The following is a 20732-nucleotide window of genomic DNA, read 5'->3' as shown; positions in this document are numbered from 1 at the left end:
CCTCCTGCAACGTTGGAAGTTAGCGAAAGCCGAAATGACATCCGATCTCCCCCCTTGCGGGGGAGATGTCCGGCAGGACAGAGGGGGGGGCGAAGGAACGCAATCATTTCAGATTGTCTCCCTTTCAAACGCCGTCATCTCAAAACGCCACCCGGTCGCCGCCCTTGAGCGCCAGCATGTCGCGCGCTTCGGTGGGCGTGGCAACCTCCAGCGACAGCCCGTCGAGAATGCCACGGATGCGGCGCACCTGGGCGGCATTGGATTTCGCCAGCTGGCGTCCGTCATAGAGACTGTCTTCCAGCCCGACGCGGACATTGCCGCCCATTGCCGCGGCGATCGAAATCAGCGGCATCTGCTGGCGGCCGGCGGCCAGCACCGAGAACTGGTAGCTGTCGCCGAACAATTTGTCGGCGATCCGCTTCATGTGGACGAGATTGTCCGGGTCGGCGCCAATGCCGCCCAGAATGCCCAGCACGAACTGGATGAACAGCGGTCCCGACACCAGTCCCCGGTCGCGGAAATGCGCCAGCGAATAGAGATGGCCGACATCGTAGCATTCGAACTCGAAGCGCGTGCCGCAGCCCTTGCCCAGCCTCTCCAGCACGCCCTCCATGTCCGCGAAGGTGTTCTTGAAGATCGTGTCGCGGGTGGCTTCCAGCAGCTTCGGCTCCCACTCGTGCTGCCATTCCCTCGGCTTGTCGAGCATCGGGAACAGCGCGAAATTCATCGAACCCATGTTGAGCGAGCACATTTCGGGCTCGGCTCTGAGCGGTGCCGCCAGCCGCTGGTCCAAGGTCATCAACGACGAGCCGCCGGTGGTGATGTTGATCACTGCATCGGTCGCCTGTTTGATGCGCGGCAGGAACTGCATGTAGACGTCCGGATCGGCGGTCGGGCGGCCGTCACTCGGATCGCGGGCGTGCAGATGCAGGATCGAAGCACCGGCTTCTGCGGCGGCGATCGCGTCGGCGGCGATCTGGTCCGGCGTCACCGGCAGATAGGGCGACATCGACGGCGTGTGCACCGAGCCGGTGACAGCGCAGGTGATGATGACTTTTCTAGGCGCCATCTTTGTCGCCTCAGCCTTCGACCGGTAGATCGAGTTCGGAGGCCAGAACGTCCAGCGAGTCGCCGATGATGGAGACGATCTCGCCGACCTGCTCCCTGGTGACGATCATCGGCGGCGCGACCATGAAATTGTCGCCGTCGACGCCGCCCTTGACCCTGCGGCCATAGATGATCAGCCCGCGCTGATAGGCGAGGTCGAGCAGCCGTTGCGTGGCTTTCTTGGTCTGGTCGATCGGTCGGAGCGTCTCGGGATCGGCAACCATCTGGGCGCCGGTGAGCAGGCCCTTGCCGCGCACGTCGGCAATGAACGGAAACCGCTTCGCCAGCCCCTTCAGCCCGTCCATCAGCACGTCGCCCATGGCAGCCGCATTGGCGATCAGGTCGAGCCGGTCCATTTCACCGAGCACAGCCAGCCCGGCGGCGCAGGCCAGCGGATTGCCGGCATAGGTGTGGCCGTGCTGGAAGCCGCCGGAGTCAAGCAGCGGCTGCACCAGCCGCATCGGGGCGGCGAGCGCGCCAAGCGGCGCATAGCCCGAACCCAGCCCCTTCGACAGCGCGACGATGTCGGGCTTGCAGTTCCAATGGTCGCCGCCGAGGAATTTGCCGGTGCGACCGGCGCCGCTCATCACCTCGTCGTGGATGAGCAGGATTCCGTAGCGGTCGCAGATCTCGCGGATGCGCGGATAGTAGCTGTCGGGCGCCACCAGGGCTGAGGTCGCCGCGCCACCGATCGGCTCCATGATGAAGGCCACCACGCTCTCAGGCCCTTCGGCCAGGATCTTTTCTTCCAGCATGTCGGCATAGCGGATGCCGCGCTGTTCCATCGAGAGATTGTCGCGGTCGCGCCAGGCGTTCGGCGCCGGCACGGTCGGCATCACCCGCATCATCGGCTCGAACGTTTCGGCCAGCGCATCGTCGCCGGTGATCGAGAGCGAACCCAGCGTGCCGCCATGATAGGAGGGGAAGCGCGTGATCACCTTCCAGCGGCTGGCCTGTCCGGTGGCAACGGCCCATTGCCGCGCCAGCTTGATGCAGGATTCCGTCGCCTCCGAGCCGCCCGAGACGAAGAAGATGCGGTCCATGCCTTCCGGCAGCTTGCCGGCCAGTTCGCGTGCCAACTCCTCGGCCGGCTCGTTCTCGAAATGCAGCCGATAGGCGAAGGTGGCGCGGTCCATCTGCCGCTTCATGGCATCCAGCACATTGCGGTTAGAATGGCCGATATTGGCGACCATCGGGCCGCTCGAGCCGTCGATGAAGCGGCGGCCATCCTGCGTCCACATATAAATGCCCTCGGCGCGGTCGATCAGCGGCCGGCGCAGGCTGGACAAATAGAACAGATGCGACTCTCGCCGGGCATCGGTGTCTTGCGTGGCGGTCTGGACTTTCGACATGTCAGGACTTTCCGAGGTAACGATCGAGGACATTCTTGGTGACGCGTTCGACCATCGGGTCCTGTCTTAGCAGGCCGGCGACCCATTCGCAGCTTCCGGCGTGGAACACCTCGCCCTTGCCACGCGGGAAATTGACGATCATGCCGTTGCCGCGTTTGACTTTTTCCAGATTGGCGTCGCTCGCCTCGCCGAACAGCGTCTCGGCGGTGAAGCGGCCATCCTCGTCGGTGAGGAATTGGTCCTCGATCGGGATGTCGGCACTTTCCTCGACCTGGGATGCCATGCCGACGGCGAGAACCTGCAGGCCGTCTGGCGCGCCGCTGGTGGCGGTCGGGTAGGGCAGGCCGCCGCGTATCTCGAAGTCGAGCCCATCGACTTCATAGCCATAGACGTGGCTGTCGGAGCCCAGCAGGTCACCATAATAGATGCCGGTGCCGGCAAAGGCCCAGTGCTCCGGCCGGTAGACCGGAAAGCCACGCACGCCGCGCGGCGCGCAACCGCCCCAACCGGTATAAACCCCGCGCGTGGCGTTGAGCCCGAAGGTCGCCGAACCCGGCCGGCCGATTTCCGGCGCTTCCCAGGAGTTGGTGGCGCGGGTGATGTCGCCGCCTGGGAGATAGGCGGGGTCTTCGGCACGCGCGCGATATTTGTAGCAGACCTGCCGGCGGGCCTCGTCTTCCAGCCGCGTCTGCCACATGAAATTGCCGGCAAAGCGCGCCGCATGGCCGCCGCGCTCGACATAGGCGTCGACGGCATCGCGCATTTCCCAGGTCCAGTATTCGTCATGGCCGACGAAGACGGCACAGTCGTAGCCGTCGAGAATTTCGGGCGAAAAATGCAGATCGTGCTGGCTGATGAGATCGACGCCATAGCCGGCCCGTTCGGCGAAGCGGAAGAAATGGCTGTCATAGCTGGCCCAGCCCGACGAGGCGTATTTCTTCGAATGGCCGGTGGCGAGCGCCCATTCCATATGCGGATAACGCGGCACCGTCTTCGGCGGCACGGCGACTTCCAGCGGCACGCGCGGCGCATCCTTCGGCAGCACGACGAAGCCGCGGCACCAGGGGCGTTGCGTCGACACCATGGGCGAATACTGGTTGCGATCCGGCCCGGTGATGCCCTGGTAGTGGTTGGAGCCGCCCCAGGTGTTGTAGGCCAGCCATGTGCCTGTCGCAGCCACCTGCAGCACACGGCCGGGTTTACGGCCCGGCTGCGGGCTGACGATGAAAAGATGATGGGATTGGATCGGTTTGCCGTCGCGGCCGTCGGCGGTCAGCGTGACCCGATAGGCGCCGGACGGCCAGTCCGCCCCGACGCGAAATTCGAAGGATAGGTCCCAGCCGCAGCCTTCAACCGAACACTGGTCAGGTGTGTCCTGCCGGCGTGCCGCGATGCCCGATTTTTCGAACGCTTTGGTCTCGCTGCCGCCATCCCGGGTGATTGTCATGCCGAAGTTCGGAGCTGTCGAACTGACATGCAACGCCACCGTTTCGCCGGCGCGATAGGAAAAGCGGTCGCTGTAGCACCAGATCTCGCCGCGCTCGCCATCCATCCCCGGCCATTCGTAGTAATGGCCACGCACCGCGTGGCGGCGCTGCTCCGGCGTCAGTCCGAAATCGGGGAATTCGGTCGGCAGATGGGTCATGAACACCTGAAAGGTCGAAGGCCGCCATTTCGGCGATCTGCTGTCGTTGCGTCAAATGGAAACGATCGGACCAGCATTCGTTAGCCGCACCCTTGGCCGCCTCCATCAAACGGACTATCTCAGGGCAGGCGGCGTTTCCGCCACGGGGGTCGGAATGCTCAGAGTGCAAAAGGTCAAAGTCGACGAGATCTACGTGCCGACAGCGCGCAAGAAGACGCTGCATCCCGAGACCGTCCGCCATCTGGCCGAGGACATTCTGGAAAACGGCATGAAGACGCCGATCCAGGTCCGCCATGACGGCAAACGCCACATCCTCGTCGAAGGCCTGCACCGGCTGGAAGCGGCAAAGTGGCTCGGGGAGACCGAAATCGAGGCTTATCTGGTGCAAGCCAAGCGCCACTGACACTTCCTTCGTTCCCCACGGACCGACGCGGAGCAGGGACGTCATCGCAAAATTTTCGTGGACGATGTCGGTTTGCGGTTCATCGGCTCGTCCTTGGGACGGAAGCCAGATCAAACGCAGGACGCCCTTATGACCACCAAGCTCGACACCGCCCCCACCAACGACCGTGAAGTGGTTCTTGCCCGCATCATCGATGCGCCGCGTGAGAACGTCTATCGCTGCTGGACCGATCCGAAACTGATCACGCGCTGGTTCTCGCCAAAGCCGTGGACGACGCCGCGCGCCGAGATGGATGTGCGCACCGGCGGCTCGAGCCTTGTCGTCATGGCTAGCCCGGACGGTAACGAATTCCCCAACCCGGGAATCTTCCTCGAAGTCGTTCCCGGCAGGAAGATCGTCTTCACCGACGCCTACACAGAGGCTTGGCAGCCTTCGGAAAAGCCGTTCATGACCGTCGTGCTGACCTTCGAGGACGAGGGCAACGGCAAGACGCGCTACATCGCTCGGGTCAGGCACTGGAGCGTCGCCGACCGCGAACAGCATGAGAAGATGGGTTTCCACGAGGGTTGGGGACAGTGCGCCGACCAGCTCGAAGAACTCGCCAAAACGCTTTGATCCGCATGACGCTCTGATACCGGCAGGACGAGAGGAGATCGATATGTCCAAAACCCTGTTTTTCGCCATTTTTGCTTCGGCCGCAGCACTGCTTGCCTGCCCGGTCACCACCAATGCGGAGGAGACAAAACCCGCCATGACGACTGAGACGAACGCACTGCCGAAGCCGGAAAAGTCTGGCCTGCTGCCGATCGACGGCCTGAATTATTATTATGCCATCTATGGCAAGGGCGAGCCGCTGCTTCTGCTGCATGGCGGTCTCGGCACCACGGATATGTTCGCGCCGATCCTGCCGAAACTTGCCGAAAACCGCACCGTCATCGGCGTCGACCTGCAGGGTCACGGTCGCACCGCGCTGGGTGACCGACCATTCACCGTGGAAGCGATGGGCGACGACATGGCCGCCATCGTCAAGGCGCTCGGTTACGACCAGGTCGATGTCATGGGCTATTCGCTGGGCGGCGGCGTCGCCTTCCGCATGGCCGGCCAGCATCCCGAAGCGGTGCGCCGCCTCGTCCTGGTATCGACCGGCTACGCCACGGACGGCTTCTATGACGAGATGCGTCCCCAGCAGGCACAGGTGAGCGCGGCTGCGGCTGAGTTCATGAAGGACACGCCGATGTACAAATCCTACGTCGCGGTGGCGCCGCATCCGGAGGAGTTCCCGAAGCTCCTCGATGCGCTGGGCGGCTTCATGCGTCAGAACCGCGATTACTCGGCCGACGTCGCCAAGCTGAAGATGCCTGTCATGCTGGTCTATGGCGACAGCGATATGTACAAGCCCGAGCACGAGATCAAGTTTTATCAGATGCTCGGCGGCGGGCTGAAGGACGCCGGCTGGATGCGCGAGAACCTGTCGCAGAACCGCCTGGCGATCCTGCCCAACCGCACCCACTACGACACTTTCTTCGCCCCCGAACTCACGGCCGCCGCGCTGCCGTTCCTCAACGGCCAGACCAAGGTCAAAACCTGGGACGAGGTCGTCGGCGAAACGGAGTGAACGCCAAGGCCGCCGGTTGTTGGCTGGCAGCCGGCGGATCGTCATGCGGCCGCCATGACGGCTTTCGGCGTCATGACTTCAGCCCCACTCGCATCAGCATAAGCGATGACGTTGCATCAAAGCTTTTCAATTGACCCAATCGGCCGCGCCGATACCTTGCGCGCCTATTCTCCCCCACCAGTGGATCGATCCGGACAATGGCAAGATATGACGGCGGATGCCTGTGCAAGGCGGTGCGCTACCGCGCGGACGCGGCCCCCATCAACGAACGCGTCTGCCACTGCCGGGTTTGCCAGAAGGCGATCGGCGCCGCCTTCAACGCACGCGTCCTGTTTCGCATCGACGACGTGACGATCGACGGGCCGCTGGCGACCATAAACTCTTCGCCGGATCTCAAGCGCGGCTTTTGCCCGAGCTGCGGCACGACGATGTTTTCCCGGCGTGATTCCGCTGATATCATCGGCATCACCACCGGTTCGCTCGACGATCCCACGGTTTTCAAGCCGCAAATGCATATTTTCACCGCCTCGAAGCAGCCCTGGGTGGTGCTCGATGACAGCCTGCCGAAATACGAAGGCGCCCCTCCGCCAGGCTAATTTTCCCCTTTCCCTTTGTTGTGGAAGAAGGTGGATCGACGCGCTACGCCAGCGAGAAGGAAGAACGCAACCATGGCCAAAATTTAATCCAAATCGACACGAGATAGCCGGCAAAGCGTCATTGGCGGGCCATCATTGTCTCCCTATTTATGGGTCGCGGGTACGGCATTCGAGGAGACGACGGATGAACGACAGCATCAGCACCCTGGACGAGCTTTTGAGCGATCCGATGGTCCTGCTTGTGATGGAGCGCGATCGTGTGCGCCCCGAACAGGTGCGCATGCTGCTCGAACGGGCTCGCCGGCCTTCGACCGATGAGCCCGAAGTGCCGCCGGCGCATGTGATCGCCAGGACATGCCAGAAACTCTGGCTCTGCCCGTAGTCGCTTTGCGATTTTCCCTGTGTATCTCAAGCCGGCTCCAAGGTGGGCCGGTTTTCGAACGGCGTGCACTTCGGCACGCCAGCTTACAAATCCGTAAATTGATTATCCGGCCCATGACGATAAGGCTTGTCGGGGATTGACCGGTGGTCGGTCCACGCAACTCTGATCTCTCATGCACGGAATTCGATTTTGGCCGACATCTGCACACAAGGCCTGGACACGGGCTTCGTCGGGCTGGGGTTCGCCAAGGTGGCGTTCCTCGGCGTGGTGCAAGGCATCACCGAACTGTTGCCGATTTCCTCGACCGCCCATATGCGCATCGTGCCGGCCGTGCTCGGCTGGCAGGATCCTGGCTCCGCCTTCTCCGCCGCCATGCAACTCGCGGCTCTTGCCGCGGTGGTCAGCTATTTCTGGAGTGATGTCAGGAATATCCTGTTTGGTTCGTTCGACGCTCTGGCGCGACGCGATTTCGCCGACCGGCATTTCAAGCTGGCGCTCTGGATCGTGCTGGCGACGATCCCGATCGTCATCGCCGGCGTGGCGCTGTCGGGCGTGCTCAACGCCTGCAATTCGCCGCTACGCAGCCTAACGGTGATCGGCTGGGCCTGCATCGCAATGGCGATCTTGCTGGCGCTGGCCGAGATCTTTGCCCGTCACCGGCGCAGCATGGGCGGTGCGTCGCTGACCGATGCGCTGCTCGTCGGTGTTGCCCAGATCGGCGCGCTTGTCCCCGGCGTCTCGCGCTCGGGCTCGACCCTGACGGCGGCACTGGGGCTCGGCTTCAAGCGGGCCGAGGCGGCGCGCTTCTCGTTCCTGCTCGGGTTGCCGGCGATTGCACTCGCCGGCCTTAAGGAACTCTGGGAACTGCACAAGGTCCATCTCGACGCCCATGGGTGGTCGGTCCTTGCCGTCGGGCTGGTCGTCGCCTCGATCTCCGCCTTCTTCGCCATATGGGGGCTGATGCACGTGCTGGAGCGTTTCTCGGCCTGGCCGTTCGTCATTTATCGCGGCCTCCTCGGTGTCGTCCTGCTGCTGGGCGTGGCGATGGGATGGCTCGTCTAAGGCAAGTTCCACAGTATCGCTTGAAACGGGCTATATCCGTACCGGACCTCGAACTTCGATTCCGGTACGCACATGGATTTTTTGACCCTCCTGCAATCACTGCCGTTGCTGCTGGCGTTGGCCAAGGGCGCACTGCCGTCGGTGGCGGCATTTGGCCAGTGGGCCGCTTCACTGCCGCCATGCCGGGACTTCACCTTCGAGGCGACCAGCTATCTCGTTTGCGAGGTCGATCCGAAACGATACCAGCTCGAGCTGTTCTGGAAGGATGCGGCGGGCAAGCCGTTTCAGTCGCTGCACAATCTGCATGCCGCGCAACAGGCGATCGGGCGCACGATGGTGTTCGGCATCAATGCCGGCATGTATCACCCTAACCTCGCGCCGGTCGGCCTCTATGTCGAGCGTGGCCAGGAGATGGCCTCGGTGAAAACGGGATCGGGAAGCGGCAATTTTTCCCTGCAGCCGAACGGCATTTTCTACCTGCGCGACGGCAAGGCCGCGGTTCGTGCCACTCGGGAATTCGTGAAAAGGCGCCCGACCGTCGACTATGCGACGCAATCGGGGCCGATGCTGGTGATCGACGGCAAGCTGCATCCAAAATTCCAGGCTGACGGCACTTCGCGGAAAACCCGCGACGGTGTCGGGGTGCGAAAGGACGGCGTCGCGGTCTTTGCGATTTCGAACGGCACAGTGACCTTCCATGCCTTCGCCCGGCTTTTCCGCGACGCGCTTGGCTGCGACAACGCGCTGTTCCTCGACGGCACGATATCAAGCTTGTTTGCGCCTGCCATCGGCCGCAAAGACGACTACTGGAATCTCGGGCCGATGATCGGCGTTTTCAGGAAATCCTAGCCGGTTTTCCACCGCGCTTACCCACACGCGGTATGGGCGAAAAAAATTGATTCAAACTTTATTGGTAATTTCTCATTCATAACTGATCCGGTTTGTCCGTCGGCTGTCGTTTTGCCCTCGGTCTGTTGTGTTTTGAGTACAGGTCCAGATGCGGATTCCGGGCGTCGTCAGTTTTTTGATCGCATCGCTATGCCTTGCCGGCTGCTCTTCAACGGCCGGCGTCGACGCGCTGGATTTGCAGAAACCGTCCAACGAGACCACCAGTTCCGTGATTCGGCCGCCGGCACCGATCGCCGCTGCTCCGGCGGCAAGGGGCAACAGGGCGGCAAGGGCCGAATTGGCCCCCATGTCTGACAACGGTCCGAGGCGCCCGTTTGGTTTGGCGGAGGAGGAAGAGACGGGGGTGTTTGCCGCACCTGATGTGCCTGATCCCCAAGTGCCTGATGTCGGCGGGTTGCCGGTCGAGCCGGCAGCCTTGGTGTCGCCGCCCAAGCTGTTGACCCGCGCGGCACCGGCCATGCTTGCCGGGCCGCTCACCCGTTACGGTTTTCGTGATGCCAAGCCTATCAATTTCGGCAAGGCTTCGCCTCGCCGCCTTGCAGTGCACGGCGTCGACGTCTCGCGTTGGCAAGGCAACGTGAATTGGGACAAGCTGCGCGCCCAGGGCGCCAACTTCGCCTACATCAAGGCGACCGACGGTGGCGACCACCTCGATCCGATGTTCATGAAAAACTGGCGCAACGCCGACGCCGCCGGCTTGAAGCGCGGCGCCTATCATTTCTTCTACTGGTGCCGCACGGCCGGCGAGCAGGCGGACTGGTTCATCCGCAACGTGCCCAGGGTCGAAGGCGCACTGCCGCCGGTGATAGACGTCGAGTGGAACGGCGAGTCCAGCTGCAAGCGCCGGCCGTCGCGCGAAAAGGTGCTGGAAAAGATGCAGGTGTTCATGGACAAGCTGGAGCGCCATTACGGCCAGCGTCCCATCATCTACACCGCGCCCGATTTCTACCGCGACAATCTCAGGGGCGAATTCCTCGACTATCCGTTCTGGCTGCGTGCCGTGGCCCAGCATCCGTCAAAGGTCTATCCCGGCCGCAAATGGCTCTTCTGGCAGTATTCCGGCTCCGGCCTGTCGCACGGCGTCACCGGCCGTATAGACCTCAATGTCTTCCATGGCGACGAACGGCAATGGCGCGCCTGGGCCGGCGGCCGGCAGACGGTAGCCGACGCCAACTGAGACAGTCGTCAGTCCCGGCGCGCTTCGCTCTGCCTGATGCCCGCGGTCTGGGCAAGCGCGATATCGGACTGCTCGATGGACACGCTTCCGCCGGCAGCATTCGCTGAGGAAAGTGTCCGGCTCTTTGACCGACATGGACGCATGGGAGGAAAAGATGGGTGTGTCATCGGAGGCTCTGGCGCAGAGCCGTCAAACGATCAGCGCCTACGAGGATTATGCCGAACAATATGATGCCACCGTGCGCCATGTTCCCAACGAGAGGGAGCAGGCATCGCTGAAGCGCCTGGTGGCAATCGCTGGCACAGGCGGCCGGATTTTGGAAGTCGGGTCCGGAGCCGGATATGACGCGGATTTTCTGGAGACTTTGGGTGTCAAAGTCCGGCGCACCGACGCAACCAAGCGGTTTCTGGAACTGCAGGCCGCGCGTGGCAAGCATGGCGAGTTGCTCGATCTCATCACCGATGATCTCGGCGGCCCCTACGACGCAGTCCTGGCCCTCTGCGTCCTCATCCATGTGCCTCGCGACGAGACCGACCAGGTACTTGCCAAGATAGCCGGGTCGCTGCGGCCGGGCGGCGCCTTCCTCGTCTCGATGCGCAATGGCGACGGCGAGACATCAGGCGAATATCACATGGTCTACTGGCGCAGGGACGACTTCGCGGCCCGTCTCGAAGGCGCCGGGCTCGTCCTCATCAGGGAGGATTTCAACGTCGGCCGCAATAGCGAAGAATGGAACACGTTCCTGGCCGTCAAGCCTGCATGACCCGCCGAACGCTGTCGCTGTTTGCGCTGCTCAGCCTTTTCAGATTTCGCGAATAAGCAAGACATTGCCGCAGCCTTGCTGTCTATGTGAAGTTCCTGCACTCCTGGGGGAGACGAGTTGGAACTCAAGATCATGCTTGTCGGCTTTGCCTGCGTGGTCGCGGGCGCGCTGTCGTTCATCACCTTCATGAAATGGCGAGAGGTGAAAGCGCTCAGCCGCTGGTTGCCGGCCCCGGGAAAGATCATTTCCTCGCGCGTCGAGGCACGTGAAGTGAGAAACTCGGGCGTTGGCTCGGACAGCAGCGATACCACCGAAATGCGCAATTTTCCGGCGATCACCTTCGAATACAAGGTCGGCGGCAAGAAATTTCAAAGCTCGCGCTACAGCGTGAAGGAGAATTTGGGGAATTTCGAAGTCGCTGAAACCCTTGCCCAGTTTCCCCGCGGCGCGGAGGTGACTGTCTTCTACAATCCGGCCGATCCGAGCAAAGCGGTGATCGAGCGCACACTGCCGGACGGCGCCTTCAAGTTCATGGTCCAACTTTCGGCAGGATTGGTGATCGGGGCGGTTGTGCTGGTGTTTTCCGTCGGCGGTGTTCTGGAAGCGATTGGGCCGCATTTGCCCAAGCCGCAGAATCTCGGTGCCGCGGCGTTGCTGCTTTTTATGGGCTTGTTCATCCTGAGCATGGGTTTCGCCCAGAAAGCGTTAGCCGAGCAGGCGGCAAAATGGCCGATCGTCGCTGGCCGCATCGACACTTCAGGTCTGCAGGCGCTCCGAAACCATTCAGGCTATGGCCGCTGGCGCACCGTCTCCAAATCCCGCATCGTCTACTCCTATGGCGTCGCCGGCCAGCGCTACAGCGCCGATCGTGTGACCTTCGGCGCCACCGTGACCGCCTCGCTGCCCGGCCTCGTCGGCGGCCAGGCACGGCAATATGTCGAAGGTAGCAAGGTCGACGTTCACTATGACCCCGTCAACCCCGGCTCAGCGGTGCTCGAATGCCGGGTCCGGGGGCTTGGGCTGCTATGGATCTGCTCGGCAGGCTTTCTCGGCGGCGCCGCCTTTCTGCTCGGGCTGGTATGACACTGGTCAGGCGGATTCGGTCATGGCGCCGATCCGCCGGTAGACGAATGGTTCTTCTCTCGAAGGGGCTGTGGCAATGCGCTTGGCTTCGTCGACCAGCATTGCCATGCGAGCATGGATCGGCGATTTCGCGCAAGCCGGGTCCGTTGCAGCGGCATCGCCGGCGATCGCCATCGCCTGGCAGCGGCAGCCGCCCCAGTCGATCTCGCGCCGCTCACAGCCGCGACAGGGTTCCTGCATCCAGTCCGTGCCGCGAAAGGCATTGAACCCCGGTGAATCGGCCCAGATCGAGGACAGCCTGCGTGGTTCGAAACGCTCGAAGCTGAGAGACGGGATCGTCTGTGCGGCATGACAGGGCAGTACGGTGCCGTCAGGCGTCACCATGAAGGCGTCACGCGCCCAGCCGCCCATGCACGGCTTGGGATAGATCGCAAAATAGTCCGGCGTCACAAAATCGATGTTGATGATGCCGGCCAACCGCTCCTGTGCCTCCGCGACGATCTCCGCCTGCCTGTCGACCGCTTCACGCTCGGGCATCAGTTGATCGCGATTGGTCAACGCCCAGCCGGCATACTGCACATTGGCGATCTCAAGCCTCTCCGCGCCCAGCGAAAGGGCGAGATCGATGAATTCCGGCACTTCCTCGATGTTATGGCGATGGATCGGTGCGTTGATGGTAAGAGGCAGACCGGCAGCGCGCGCGCGGCGTGCCGTCTCCAGCTTCTTTTCGTGGGCGCCCTTGTGGTTGCCGATGCGATCGGTGGTCGCCGGCCGCGCGCCTTGAAAGCTCAGTTGCAGATGGTCGAGACCGGCTTCGGCAAATGCCTCGATACGGCCCTCGACGATGCCAACGCCCGCGGTAATCAGATTGGTGTAGACGCCGCGCCCCGCAAGCCCGGCGATCAATTGCTCGAGGTCGCGGCGCAGTGTCGGCTCGCCGCCGGACAGATGCACCTGGAGCACTCCGAGATCGGCGGCCTCCGAGAACAGAGCGAGCCAGGTCTCTGTGTCGAGTTCGCGATTGGCCTTCAGCAGTTCGAGCGGATTGGAGCAATAAGGACATTGCAGCGGGCAGCGATGCGTCAGTTCCGCCAGCATGCCGATTGGCGGGAGGAGGGGCGTGCTCATAGCCTCACCAGCAGCTTATCCGACCATTCCTGCAGGAAGGCGATGACGTCAGTCGCCACGGCCTCCTGCTCGGCCTCGTAATCCGCGGCAAGGCCGGCAATGATGTCGCCGACCGTGGACCGTCCATCGCAGCGGCGCAATATGTCGAGACTGATATCGTTCGGCCAGAATATCTTTTCCGGTGACAGTACGGCGAATGCCTGCCGCACGGAATCGTACTGTATGCGCGCGTGCTTCGGCAGCGAAGGCACCGATCGCAACGACACCACGGCTCTTTCGCGCAGCGCCATCATTGGGCTGCCTCGGGCTGGAAGGCGCCAGGCGGTATGCTGCCCTGCTCGCCATAAGCGTGTTGAAGCGCATCAAGCATGGCCCAGAGTATATCGCATTTGAACACCAGTGCATCGATTGCCTGCTGCTGGCGCTCCGCCGTATCGGCATGGCTGAGCACGTAGGCGAGGGCGAAGCCGGCGTCACGCGAGGCTTGTTCGGGCCTTTGCCTGAAATAGGCCAGCGTATCCTCGGTGATGTAGTCGTATTTGGCCAGCATTGCCGGCACCCGCTCACCGATGATGAGTGGCGAGAACATCTCGGTCAGCGACGACGCGACCGCCTCGAACAGCGTCCGGTTTGTACAAAAGGAAAGGTAAGCGCCCACCGCGAAGCGCGTCGCCGGCAGCGCCAGCCTTTCGCTCTTCACGGCCTCGGCGTCCAGGCCGAGCGAAGTTGCCAGATGCAGCCAGCGCGCGATGCCGCCGCTCCAGCCGTCCTCGCCGTCATGATCCTCGATCCGCTTGCGCCAAGCGGCGCGAAACGCCGGATCCTCGGCATGCACGAGGATCATGGCATCCTTGCGCGGGATGACCGCCTGATAGCAATAGCGGTTCAGCGCCCAGGCCTTCATCTCGGCCTTTGACAACGCGCCGCTGGTCATCCTGTGGTGAAAGGGATGGCGATTGTGATAGCGCTCGGCGCCAACCTGCCTCAATACGGCTTCGAGAGCGCTCGTGGAGAGTCCGCCTTTGGCTGCATCGCGGAAGTCGCTCAAAATTCCATCTCCATACCGTCGTTTGCGATTTCCCAGCCTGCCGCCTTGACCGCCGCGTGCTCGGCGGAATTCTCGTCAAGGATGGGGTTGGTGTTGTTGATGTGGACGAAGACACGGCGGCTAACCTTCACATCGGCCAAGCCTGCGATCGAACCCAGTTCTCCCGAGATCGCCAGATGCCCCATGCGCGCGCCGGTTTTCTGACCGACGCCGGCGACGATCATCTCGTCGTCGGTATACACCGTGCCGTCGAACAAAAGACAGGCGGCATCGGTGAGACGCGCGCGTAAGCGCGCATCGATGCGCGCGCAGCCTGGGATATAGAAGACGGAGCCGCGGCTGCCGATGCCGGCAATTCGGACTCCGATCGTGTCACCTGCGTCGGAGCTGAAATTGGCATCCGGACGGTCTCTATCCTCCAGATAGAGTGCTATCTTCCCGGGCACGGGAAAGGGCTCGATCATTACGCCGGTATCGCGGCCTTCTGCGTCGCAGATGGCCAATTCTTTCGCCGGCGGCAGGATGCGCCGCGGCACAAGCGCTGGATCGAGAACGTTGAAAATCGAATTCGCCTCCAGCGTCGCCAGAACCTGCGCCGTTGCATAGATGGCGAAAGGCTGCCGTTCGCGCAGGCTGAGCAGTCCGGCGATATGATCGACATCGGCATTGGTCAGCACCACCGCGCGAATAGGCGTCGAGCGCAGCGGCGCATCGCCCGCAGGCTGCAGTTCAGGTGTTGCAGCGATTTGTTGGCGAATGTCGGGCGAGGCATTGAAAAGAACCCAGCCGAACCCGTCCGCAGAGGCGGCGACACTTGACTGGGTTCGTGAATGTACGCCGGCCATGCCGGTGCGAGCCGCACGACTCAGACGGTAGTTGCAGTTCCATTGCGGAAAGCCGCCGCCCGCCGCCGATCCGATGATCTTCAAATGCATGAAAATGCCCGCGCGGCGGCTTCTCTGACCTGCAGGCAATTTGCAGTCACAAAAAACGCTTCGCACGCTTTGCGTGCGTCAAAATCTTTCACGAAAATCCCATGCGGCGAGGGGATGCGCGCCCCTGTCGCCAGGGACGCGCACCTCTGCGGCCTACTTCTTGGGAGTAATTTCAGCAGGCAGATACCGTGAAATTTCGAAGCCAGCGGCAACCTGACACATGGTCGGTTTTTTCCAGTTCTTCTTCATGACATTTCTCCTCTTATACCAGCCCGAAGGGACCGATCCTGTCGTTAGTCAACCATTGCAGGGCACCGACGCAATGGCTCGTCCATCAAGTCTCAAAATGGACAAATGAAACAATAGGTTTTGAAAAATTGAAAACAAACTATCGAGAATAATTGCAGTCCTTACTTCAATTGGTCGTGGCGTAGGGTTTTTTCTCCTCCAGTGGCAGGTTTGCATCTTCCCACCCATCAGCGCCAAGCGGATACCAGATTACTGAACTGTAGCCCCACTCGACGGCGCGTTTCGCCGCATTCCACGACATCCAGCAATTCGTCATGCAGTAGAAAAGAATCGCGCGCGACTTGTCCGTCCCGGCCTTGGCCGTGAGGCCTCGGCGAAAATAGCTGGCGGTCTCCTGCGAAATAGCGCCGTATCCCACATTGGCCAGCCATGTGCTGCCTGGAATGTCCTTTCTGACCTTGTCCCTCCATATGGTTCCTGCCGGCAAATTGGCCGGCTTGGGCGTGTCCGGCATCACGTCGAAGAAGATCGCCTTTTTCGCTCGCCACAGCGCTTCCGCTTCCACCGTCGTCACCACCCTCGCGCCTTGCAGCGTCCGCGGCACCGGCGCCCGATAGTCGTCCATCCGGAAACCGCTGGGTTCGACGACATCGCCGGCCCATGTCGGCTCGGTCAGACCCAGAAGGCTCGCGGCGACCAGCAAGAAAATAGTCTCCCTTCCATTCATTGGGTAATCAGGTTGTCGTGTTCGTCGATCAGCGGCACGTTGTAGCTCAGCAGGATCCTGGTGATCTCAGCCTGGTTTTCCCTGATCACCCGGTTGAGCGTCCGCTTCCATTCCTGGTCGGACGGACGTACGCCCATGGTGATGCGGTAAGACATGCGCGAGCCGGTTTTTTCCTTCACCAGTGGAACGATCGTCACATCAGCTCCGAGTTCCCTTGCATAGTAACCTGCCATCGGTCCCCACAGCACCGCCGCATCGATCTTGTGTGCCAGCATGTCCTTGATCATGACCTCTCCCATGGATGGGGTGACGCGCGTATCCACCGCAAGCGGATAGATCTTGGCGGTCCGCAGAAGCTTGTTGGCGGCCATGTTGGCGGTTGGCGGCGTGCTTTCAACGACGCCGATCGTCTTGCCCGTGAGTCTGGGATCCTCGATCGTTTCCACACCTTCCATATCGTGGCTTTTTGGATGCACCAGCACATAGGCGGAGCGATAGTAGGCGTTGGTGTTCTGCACCAGCTCATCGCCTTGGGCATAGCCCATGATGATGTCGCATCGGTTGGCCCCCAACGTATTGCGCACGAAGCCGGTGATCGTGGGAAACCAGGTGTAGGAGACGGACTTGCGCCCGGTTTTCGCGGCAACCAGTTCGGCCAGCTTGTTTTCGAATCCTTCGCCGCTCTTGTCGGTGAAGGGCATATTCGAGGGATCGGCGCAGACGCGCAGAATGTCGGGATCGACCAGTTCTCCCGCCGCGCCAAGGCCGGCGCTTTGCGCATGCGCGTTCGACGGCAGCAAGGCGAGTGTGCCGAGGATCGGCAGAACGACGCGCAGCTTCGATGCATCGCGGCCAATCATGTCATCCACCCATGCAGGATGCTTCGGCATCCTTCGCCGCCTGGGCCTTGTCTTCGTGCTTGGGCGGCCGTCCGCGGGGCGCCGCGCCATCTGCGCGCGCGCGCAGGTAGATGTAGAGGTCGTCCATGTAGCAATAGACATTCTTGTTGTCGCCAAAGGCAGGCATGACGTTTTCCTTGCCGCCGCCGACATTCTTGCGGCCCTCGGCGACGATCGAGAGGAACGTGCCGTAATCCATGTTTTTCAAGCTGTTGACCAAAGCCGGCGCATAGCTCGAACCTGTTGCGTCCTGCCCATGGCAGACATGGCAATCGGAGTGATACCGGCGGTAGCCGCTGAACGTGTACCAATCGACGGTTCCGTTTTCGATCTTGTAGGTCGGATTTCCATCCGCATCCAAATACTTGCCGCCTTCTTCCTTCACCGCCTTGGCTTTTTCCATGCTGTCGTCGGCCTGGGCGACGCCTGAGCTTGCCAGAGGCAGCAGAGCCAGGACCAAAGCCGAAATTACAATGCGAACGGACATTCAAACTTCCTTCATTTGCCAATGGACACGGTTTTGCTGGCGCGACCGGCATTGATCGGTGTTTTGGGTGCGTGACCGAATCGAGAGCCCGGCCATGGCTTCCGGATGATCCGGGCTCTCGTTCTTCAAGCCTTTGGTCTCACAAGACCTGAGGCGTTCTCAAGGTTCCCAGCGCATCAATCCGGGAGACCGAAGACGGTGAGCTGACCGCCCAGCGTCGTGTAGTCGGCAAGTGCAGCGTAACCGCCGACGGCACCAAGACCAGCGGTGCCAACGACCGCGGCCTCGTCGCCTTGGGCACGGCCCTGATCGACGGCGCCATGCCAGGCAGCGGCGTTATCAGGCGAAAGCAGACCGCCTGCCAGGCCGATACCTGCCCAGCCACCGACGCCGGACAGAACGGCGATGTACTGCTTGCCGCCCTGCTCGTAGGTCGTGATGTTGCCGATGATGCCGGACGGGGTCTTGAACTTGTAGAGTTCCTTGCCGTCCTTATCGACCGCCTTGATGTAGCCTTCGAGTGTACCGTAGAAGACGACGTCGCCATCTGTCGCCAACGCACCCGACCACACCGAGAACTGCTCGGGCTTCGACCAGACGATCTCGCCCTTGGCCGCATCCCAGGCAATGAAGTTGCCCATGTTGCCGTCGCCGCCAGGTGCGGGATACATCGACACGGTGGCGCCAACATAAGGCTGACCGGCGGTGTAGCTCACCTTGTAAGGCTCATAGTCCATGCAGACATGGTTGGTCGGGACATAGAACAGCCCGGTCTTCGGCGAATAGGCCGCCGGCTGCTGGTCCTTCGTTCCAAGCGCCGCCGGGCAGATGCCCGTCGAGTTGGTGTCTTCGCCGTTCTGCTGGGTCGAATATTTCGCCACGACCTGCGGGCGACCATATTGTTCGCTCTTGGGGTCCATGACGACTTCCGTCGCCCAGTTCACGGCCGGATCGTATTTCTTGGCGACGAGAAGGTCGCCGGTGGCGCGATCCATGGTGTAGGCGAAACCATTGCGATCGAAATGCACCAGCACGTCGTGCTTGGCGCCGTTGACCTCCATGCCATCGACGAGGATCATCTCGTTGATGCCGTCATAGTCCCATTCGTCATGCGGGGTCATCTGGTAGAGCCATTTGGCAACACCGGTATCCGCATCGCGGGCCATGATCGTCATCGACCAGCGATTGTCGCCGGGGCGTTGTACCGGGTTCCACGTCGAGGGATTGCCGGTGCCATAGTAGACCAGGTTCAGCTTGGGATCATAGGAATACCATCCCCATGTCGTGCCGCCGCCGGTCTTCCACTGCTCGCCTTCCCAGGTGTTCGTGCCGGAGTCCTTGCCCACCGGCTTGCCGAGATGCGTGGTCTTCTCGGGATCGAGCAGGGTGTCTGCGTCCGGACCTTCCGAATAGGCTTTCCAGGCGAGTTTGCCATCTTTCAGATTGTAGGCGGCCAGCCAGCCGCGAACGCCGAATTCGGCGCCGGATACGCCGATGAGCACCTTGTCCTTGACGACGACGGGAGCAGCCGTGCCGGATTCGCCCTTGCCGCCATCGGTCTGGTCGCCGTTCTTGACCGACCAGACGACCTTGCCGGTCTTCGCGTCGAGGGCGACGACGGTGGTGTCGGCCTGATTGAGAATGATCTTGCCGTCACCATAGGCAACGCCGCGATTGACCGTATCGCAACACATGATCGGAATGACGTTGGGATCCTGCTTGGGTTCGTATTTCCAGAGGATCTTCCCGTCATTCTTGAGATCGAGCGCAAAGACATTGTTCGGGAAAGGCGTGTGAACATACATCACATCGCCGATGATAAGCGGTCCACCCTCGTGGCCTCGTAGCACGCCGGTGGAAAAGGTCCACTTGACCTGCAGGTTCTTCACATTGTCCGCAGTAATCTGGTTGAGTTTGGAATAGCGGGTGTTGGCGTAGTCACCCGTCTGCATTGCCCAGTTCTTCGAATCCGAAGCCAGCTTTGCAAGGTCCTCGTTAGCCGACGCCGTAAAGGCCGCGCCGAGCGACAGAAACGCCGCAGTGGTTAGAATATAGGTAGCTTTCGTAAATACACGCATCCGAATTCCTCCCGAGGTTCATAGTGATGAATCATTTGCTGAGCCCACAAGGGCTTGCCCAAGCGATTCACGGGGGGGAAATATTTCCGGCAGCGTGTCACGACCTAAGCCAGATGTGCAGAGGGCACCGTTACTGCCCACCTCACCTTGGCCTACGAAAGACTGTCGCCGCTCCCTAATGACGGTGACGCCCTTGAAGCCGGAAACAGAGTGAGGCTATGTCATCGCAAAACGCTAGGCAAGCAAAAAAGCCTGGGTGTTTTTTTGCACCGCAATATCGTAAATGATGCGGCGCAATATAAGGAAATAAGTAGGGTAGTATTTGTTAGATGAAGTATTTCTGATTGAGAAATAACGGTGGGCCGGATAAAATTTGATTATTTTTTGAGTTTTACATTTCACCTAAGTGTGGATTTTATTTGGAGGTATTCACTTCGATGTCTCGGCATGGCCATGTACGTGCCCCGTTGGGAAACGATAGTGAGCCAAGCATGAGATGATCGTTGGAGTTGGAGCGTGGACCGGGGCATGGGGCCCCCATGCGGAACCACCGTCGACCAGCACTGCATTCCTCCTTTGGTCGTATACGGAAGCCATGGGCGCTTGACTGACTCTGCGGCACGTTGCCAACTGCCACGGTGATCCCGACTGGGCGCATCGCGCCCAGCCCAACCGGAGGTTTTCCCGTGATCAGATATGTTGGATTTTCGACTTTGCCGCTGCTCCTTGCCGCGCCGCTGGCCTTCGCAAACCCGGCGGGCGCCGCGGGAGATTACCCGACAGCAACGATCGCCGATTACGTGCTCGGCTGCATGCAGACGAACGGCCAGACACGTCAGGCGCTGGAAAGCTGTTCCTGCTCGATCGACGTCATCGCCTCGATCCTTCCCTACGACCACTATGAGAGAGCCGAGACTTTCAAGAGCATGTCTTTGACCACAGGGGAAAACGCGGGGTTGTTTCGCGAAAGCGCACCGGCGAAGGCAGCCCGCACCGAATTGAAGCGCGCGCAGTCGGAAGCCGACGTGCGCTGCTTTTAGAGCCTGCTCCCTCCGCAAGCCGGATGGAGTACCATCCTTTGTCTGAT

The 20732-nt window shown here is 61.4% G+C and carries 24 protein-coding genes; 11 read left to right on the top strand and 13 right to left on the bottom strand.

Annotation, left to right across the window (positions count from 1 at the left end; translation table 11 throughout):
* Nucleotides 1-139: 139 nt before the first annotated feature.
* From kce to NKJ11_RS15190, 3 genes are read right to left on the bottom strand one after another with little or no spacing between them, the layout of a single operon-like run.
* Nucleotides 140-1069, bottom strand: a complete 930-nt coding sequence (gene kce, locus NKJ11_RS15200) for a 3,5-dioxohexanoate:acetyl-CoA acetone transferase (RefSeq protein WP_352793686.1) — start codon at nt 1067-1069, stop codon at nt 140-142.
* A gap of 10 nt (nt 1070-1079) precedes the next feature.
* Complete coding sequence (locus tag NKJ11_RS15195; protein ID WP_352793685.1) at nt 1080-2459, bottom strand: aminotransferase family protein; 1380 nt, start codon at nt 2457-2459, stop codon at nt 1080-1082.
* Between the two features lies 1 nt (nt 2460).
* The gene (locus tag NKJ11_RS15190; RefSeq protein WP_352793684.1) at nt 2461-4104 is read right to left on the bottom strand and encodes a N,N-dimethylformamidase beta subunit family domain-containing protein; all 1644 of its coding nucleotides are present in this window, start codon (nt 4102-4104) and stop codon (nt 2461-2463) included.
* A 154-nt stretch (nt 4105-4258) separates the two neighbouring features.
* On the opposite strand from NKJ11_RS15190, the gene NKJ11_RS15185 reads away from it, so the two are divergent.
* From NKJ11_RS15185 to NKJ11_RS15155, 7 genes are all read left to right on the top strand, one after another.
* Nucleotides 4259-4507 (top strand): ParB N-terminal domain-containing protein, encoded by a 249-nt coding sequence (locus tag NKJ11_RS15185; RefSeq protein WP_013532091.1) that lies wholly within the window; start codon nt 4259-4261, stop codon nt 4505-4507.
* Between the two features lie 129 nt (nt 4508-4636).
* Complete coding sequence (locus NKJ11_RS15180) at nt 4637-5122, top strand: SRPBCC family protein (protein WP_023810371.1); 486 nt, start codon at nt 4637-4639, stop codon at nt 5120-5122.
* A gap of 43 nt (nt 5123-5165) precedes the next feature.
* The gene (locus NKJ11_RS15175; protein ID WP_352793683.1) at nt 5166-6122 is read left to right on the top strand and encodes an alpha/beta fold hydrolase; all 957 of its coding nucleotides are present in this window, start codon (nt 5166-5168) and stop codon (nt 6120-6122) included.
* 197 nt (nt 6123-6319) lie between these two features.
* Nucleotides 6320-6718, top strand: a complete 399-nt coding sequence (locus NKJ11_RS15170; protein WP_023810373.1) for a GFA family protein — start codon at nt 6320-6322, stop codon at nt 6716-6718.
* A gap of 184 nt (nt 6719-6902) precedes the next feature.
* Nucleotides 6903-7100, top strand: coding sequence for a hypothetical protein (locus NKJ11_RS15165; protein ID WP_013532087.1), 198 nt, complete (start codon nt 6903-6905; stop codon nt 7098-7100).
* A 189-nt stretch (nt 7101-7289) separates the two neighbouring features.
* A complete protein-coding gene (locus tag NKJ11_RS15160; RefSeq protein WP_023810374.1) occupies nt 7290-8162 on the top strand; it encodes an undecaprenyl-diphosphate phosphatase in 873 nt (290 codons plus the stop codon).
* Between the two features lie 72 nt (nt 8163-8234).
* Nucleotides 8235-9011, top strand: coding sequence for a phosphodiester glycosidase family protein (locus NKJ11_RS15155; RefSeq protein WP_023810375.1), 777 nt, complete (start codon nt 8235-8237; stop codon nt 9009-9011).
* 72 nt (nt 9012-9083) lie between these two features.
* Here NKJ11_RS15155 and NKJ11_RS15150 read toward each other — a convergent pair whose 3' ends face one another.
* Entirely contained in the window at nt 9084-9359 is a 276-nt protein-coding gene (locus tag NKJ11_RS15150) for a hypothetical protein (protein ID WP_245490376.1), read from the bottom strand.
* Here NKJ11_RS15150 and NKJ11_RS15145 point away from each other — a divergent pair.
* From NKJ11_RS15145 to NKJ11_RS15135, 3 genes are all read left to right on the top strand, one after another.
* Nucleotides 9247-10248 (top strand): glycoside hydrolase family 25 protein, encoded by a 1002-nt coding sequence (locus NKJ11_RS15145; protein WP_502895807.1) that lies wholly within the window; start codon nt 9247-9249, stop codon nt 10246-10248. The genes NKJ11_RS15150 and NKJ11_RS15145 overlap by 113 nt on opposite strands.
* A gap of 154 nt (nt 10249-10402) precedes the next feature.
* Nucleotides 10403-11011 (top strand): class I SAM-dependent DNA methyltransferase, encoded by a 609-nt coding sequence (locus tag NKJ11_RS15140; protein WP_023810377.1) that lies wholly within the window; start codon nt 10403-10405, stop codon nt 11009-11011.
* A 117-nt stretch (nt 11012-11128) separates the two neighbouring features.
* Nucleotides 11129-12094, top strand: coding sequence for a DUF3592 domain-containing protein (locus NKJ11_RS15135; RefSeq protein ID WP_352610592.1), 966 nt, complete (start codon nt 11129-11131; stop codon nt 12092-12094).
* Between the two features lie 6 nt (nt 12095-12100).
* On the opposite strand, the gene pqqE is transcribed toward NKJ11_RS15135, so the two are convergent.
* The 9 genes from pqqE to NKJ11_RS15095 all read right to left on the bottom strand — a co-directional run bounded on the left by pqqE (nt 12101) and on the right by NKJ11_RS15095 (nt 19645).
* Nucleotides 12101-13222, bottom strand: coding sequence for a pyrroloquinoline quinone biosynthesis protein PqqE (pqqE, locus tag NKJ11_RS15130; protein ID WP_023810379.1), 1122 nt, complete (start codon nt 13220-13222; stop codon nt 12101-12103).
* A complete protein-coding gene (pqqD, locus tag NKJ11_RS15125) occupies nt 13219-13515 on the bottom strand; it encodes a pyrroloquinoline quinone biosynthesis peptide chaperone PqqD (RefSeq protein ID WP_023810380.1) in 297 nt (98 codons plus the stop codon). Before pqqD ends, pqqE begins: the two co-directional genes overlap by 4 nt.
* Nucleotides 13512-14270: a pyrroloquinoline-quinone synthase PqqC gene (gene pqqC, locus NKJ11_RS15120; RefSeq protein ID WP_023810381.1), complete on the bottom strand. Its 759-nt coding sequence runs from the start codon at nt 14268-14270 to the stop codon at nt 13512-13514. The genes pqqD and pqqC overlap by 4 nt, the downstream gene beginning before the upstream one ends.
* The gene (gene pqqB / locus NKJ11_RS15115; RefSeq protein ID WP_023810382.1) at nt 14267-15205 is read right to left on the bottom strand and encodes a pyrroloquinoline quinone biosynthesis protein PqqB; all 939 of its coding nucleotides are present in this window, start codon (nt 15203-15205) and stop codon (nt 14267-14269) included. Before pqqB ends, pqqC begins: the two co-directional genes overlap by 4 nt.
* Before the next feature lie 153 nt (nt 15206-15358).
* Nucleotides 15359-15454 (bottom strand): coenzyme PQQ biosynthesis protein A, encoded by a 96-nt coding sequence (locus NKJ11_RS33830; protein ID WP_013532074.1) that lies wholly within the window; start codon nt 15452-15454, stop codon nt 15359-15361.
* A gap of 166 nt (nt 15455-15620) precedes the next feature.
* A complete protein-coding gene (locus NKJ11_RS15110; RefSeq protein ID WP_352440180.1) occupies nt 15621-16181 on the bottom strand; it encodes a PQQ-dependent catabolism-associated CXXCW motif protein in 561 nt (186 codons plus the stop codon).
* A complete protein-coding gene (locus NKJ11_RS15105) occupies nt 16178-17071 on the bottom strand; it encodes a quinoprotein dehydrogenase-associated putative ABC transporter substrate-binding protein (RefSeq protein ID WP_352793682.1) in 894 nt (297 codons plus the stop codon). The genes NKJ11_RS15110 and NKJ11_RS15105 overlap by 4 nt, the downstream gene beginning before the upstream one ends.
* Nucleotides 17043-17567, bottom strand: a complete 525-nt coding sequence (locus NKJ11_RS15100; protein WP_127327544.1) for a c-type cytochrome, methanol metabolism-related — start codon at nt 17565-17567, stop codon at nt 17043-17045. The genes NKJ11_RS15105 and NKJ11_RS15100 overlap by 29 nt, the downstream gene beginning before the upstream one ends.
* Nucleotides 17568-17743: 176 nt before the next feature.
* Nucleotides 17744-19645: a methanol/ethanol family PQQ-dependent dehydrogenase gene (locus NKJ11_RS15095; RefSeq protein ID WP_023810387.1), complete on the bottom strand. Its 1902-nt coding sequence runs from the start codon at nt 19643-19645 to the stop codon at nt 17744-17746.
* A gap of 686 nt (nt 19646-20331) precedes the next feature.
* Between NKJ11_RS15095 and NKJ11_RS15090 the strand changes: the two genes are divergently transcribed.
* Nucleotides 20332-20685: a hypothetical protein gene (locus NKJ11_RS15090; protein ID WP_023810388.1), complete on the top strand. Its 354-nt coding sequence runs from the start codon at nt 20332-20334 to the stop codon at nt 20683-20685.
* Nucleotides 20686-20732: the final 47 nt, after the last annotated feature.

It is taken from the genome of Mesorhizobium sp. M0243, from assembly GCF_040321775.1.
Classification (GTDB): domain Bacteria; phylum Pseudomonadota; class Alphaproteobacteria; order Rhizobiales; family Rhizobiaceae; genus Mesorhizobium.
Note: the sequence above shows the minus strand (reverse complement) of the source record. Positions and strands in the feature narration are given on the sequence as shown.

Coding starts and splice junctions, on each gene's coding strand:
- kce (WP_352793686.1), bottom strand. CDS start 1,069: ATGGCGCCTAGAAAAGTCATCATCACCTGCGCTGTCACCGGCTCGGTG.
- NKJ11_RS15195 (WP_352793685.1), bottom strand. CDS start 2,459: ATGTCGAAAGTCCAGACCGCCACGCAAGACACCGATGCCCGGCGAGAG.
- NKJ11_RS15190 (WP_352793684.1), bottom strand. CDS start 4,104: ATGACCCATCTGCCGACCGAATTCCCCGATTTCGGACTGACGCCGGAG.
- NKJ11_RS15185 (WP_013532091.1), top strand. CDS start 4,259: ATGCTCAGAGTGCAAAAGGTCAAAGTCGACGAGATCTACGTGCCGACA.
- NKJ11_RS15180 (WP_023810371.1), top strand. CDS start 4,637: ATGACCACCAAGCTCGACACCGCCCCCACCAACGACCGTGAAGTGGTT.
- NKJ11_RS15175 (WP_352793683.1), top strand. CDS start 5,166: ATGTCCAAAACCCTGTTTTTCGCCATTTTTGCTTCGGCCGCAGCACTG.
- NKJ11_RS15170 (WP_023810373.1), top strand. CDS start 6,320: ATGGCAAGATATGACGGCGGATGCCTGTGCAAGGCGGTGCGCTACCGC.
- NKJ11_RS15165 (WP_013532087.1), top strand. CDS start 6,903: ATGAACGACAGCATCAGCACCCTGGACGAGCTTTTGAGCGATCCGATG.
- NKJ11_RS15155 (WP_023810375.1), top strand. CDS start 8,235: ATGGATTTTTTGACCCTCCTGCAATCACTGCCGTTGCTGCTGGCGTTG.
- NKJ11_RS15150 (WP_245490376.1), bottom strand. CDS start 9,359: ATGGGGGCCAATTCGGCCCTTGCCGCCCTGTTGCCCCTTGCCGCCGGA.
- NKJ11_RS15140 (WP_023810377.1), top strand. CDS start 10,403: ATGGGTGTGTCATCGGAGGCTCTGGCGCAGAGCCGTCAAACGATCAGC.
- pqqE (WP_023810379.1), bottom strand. CDS start 13,222: ATGAGCACGCCCCTCCTCCCGCCAATCGGCATGCTGGCGGAACTGACG.
- pqqD (WP_023810380.1), bottom strand. CDS start 13,515: ATGATGGCGCTGCGCGAAAGAGCCGTGGTGTCGTTGCGATCGGTGCCT.
- pqqB (WP_023810382.1), bottom strand. CDS start 15,205: ATGCATTTGAAGATCATCGGATCGGCGGCGGGCGGCGGCTTTCCGCAA.
- NKJ11_RS33830 (WP_013532074.1), bottom strand. CDS start 15,454: ATGAAGAAGAACTGGAAAAAACCGACCATGTGTCAGGTTGCCGCTGGC.
- NKJ11_RS15110 (WP_352440180.1), bottom strand. CDS start 16,181: ATGAATGGAAGGGAGACTATTTTCTTGCTGGTCGCCGCGAGCCTTCTG.
- NKJ11_RS15105 (WP_352793682.1), bottom strand. CDS start 17,071: ATGCCGAAGCATCCTGCATGGGTGGATGACATGATTGGCCGCGATGCA.
- NKJ11_RS15100 (WP_127327544.1), bottom strand. CDS start 17,567: ATGTCCGTTCGCATTGTAATTTCGGCTTTGGTCCTGGCTCTGCTGCCT.
- NKJ11_RS15095 (WP_023810387.1), bottom strand. CDS start 19,645: ATGCGTGTATTTACGAAAGCTACCTATATTCTAACCACTGCGGCGTTT.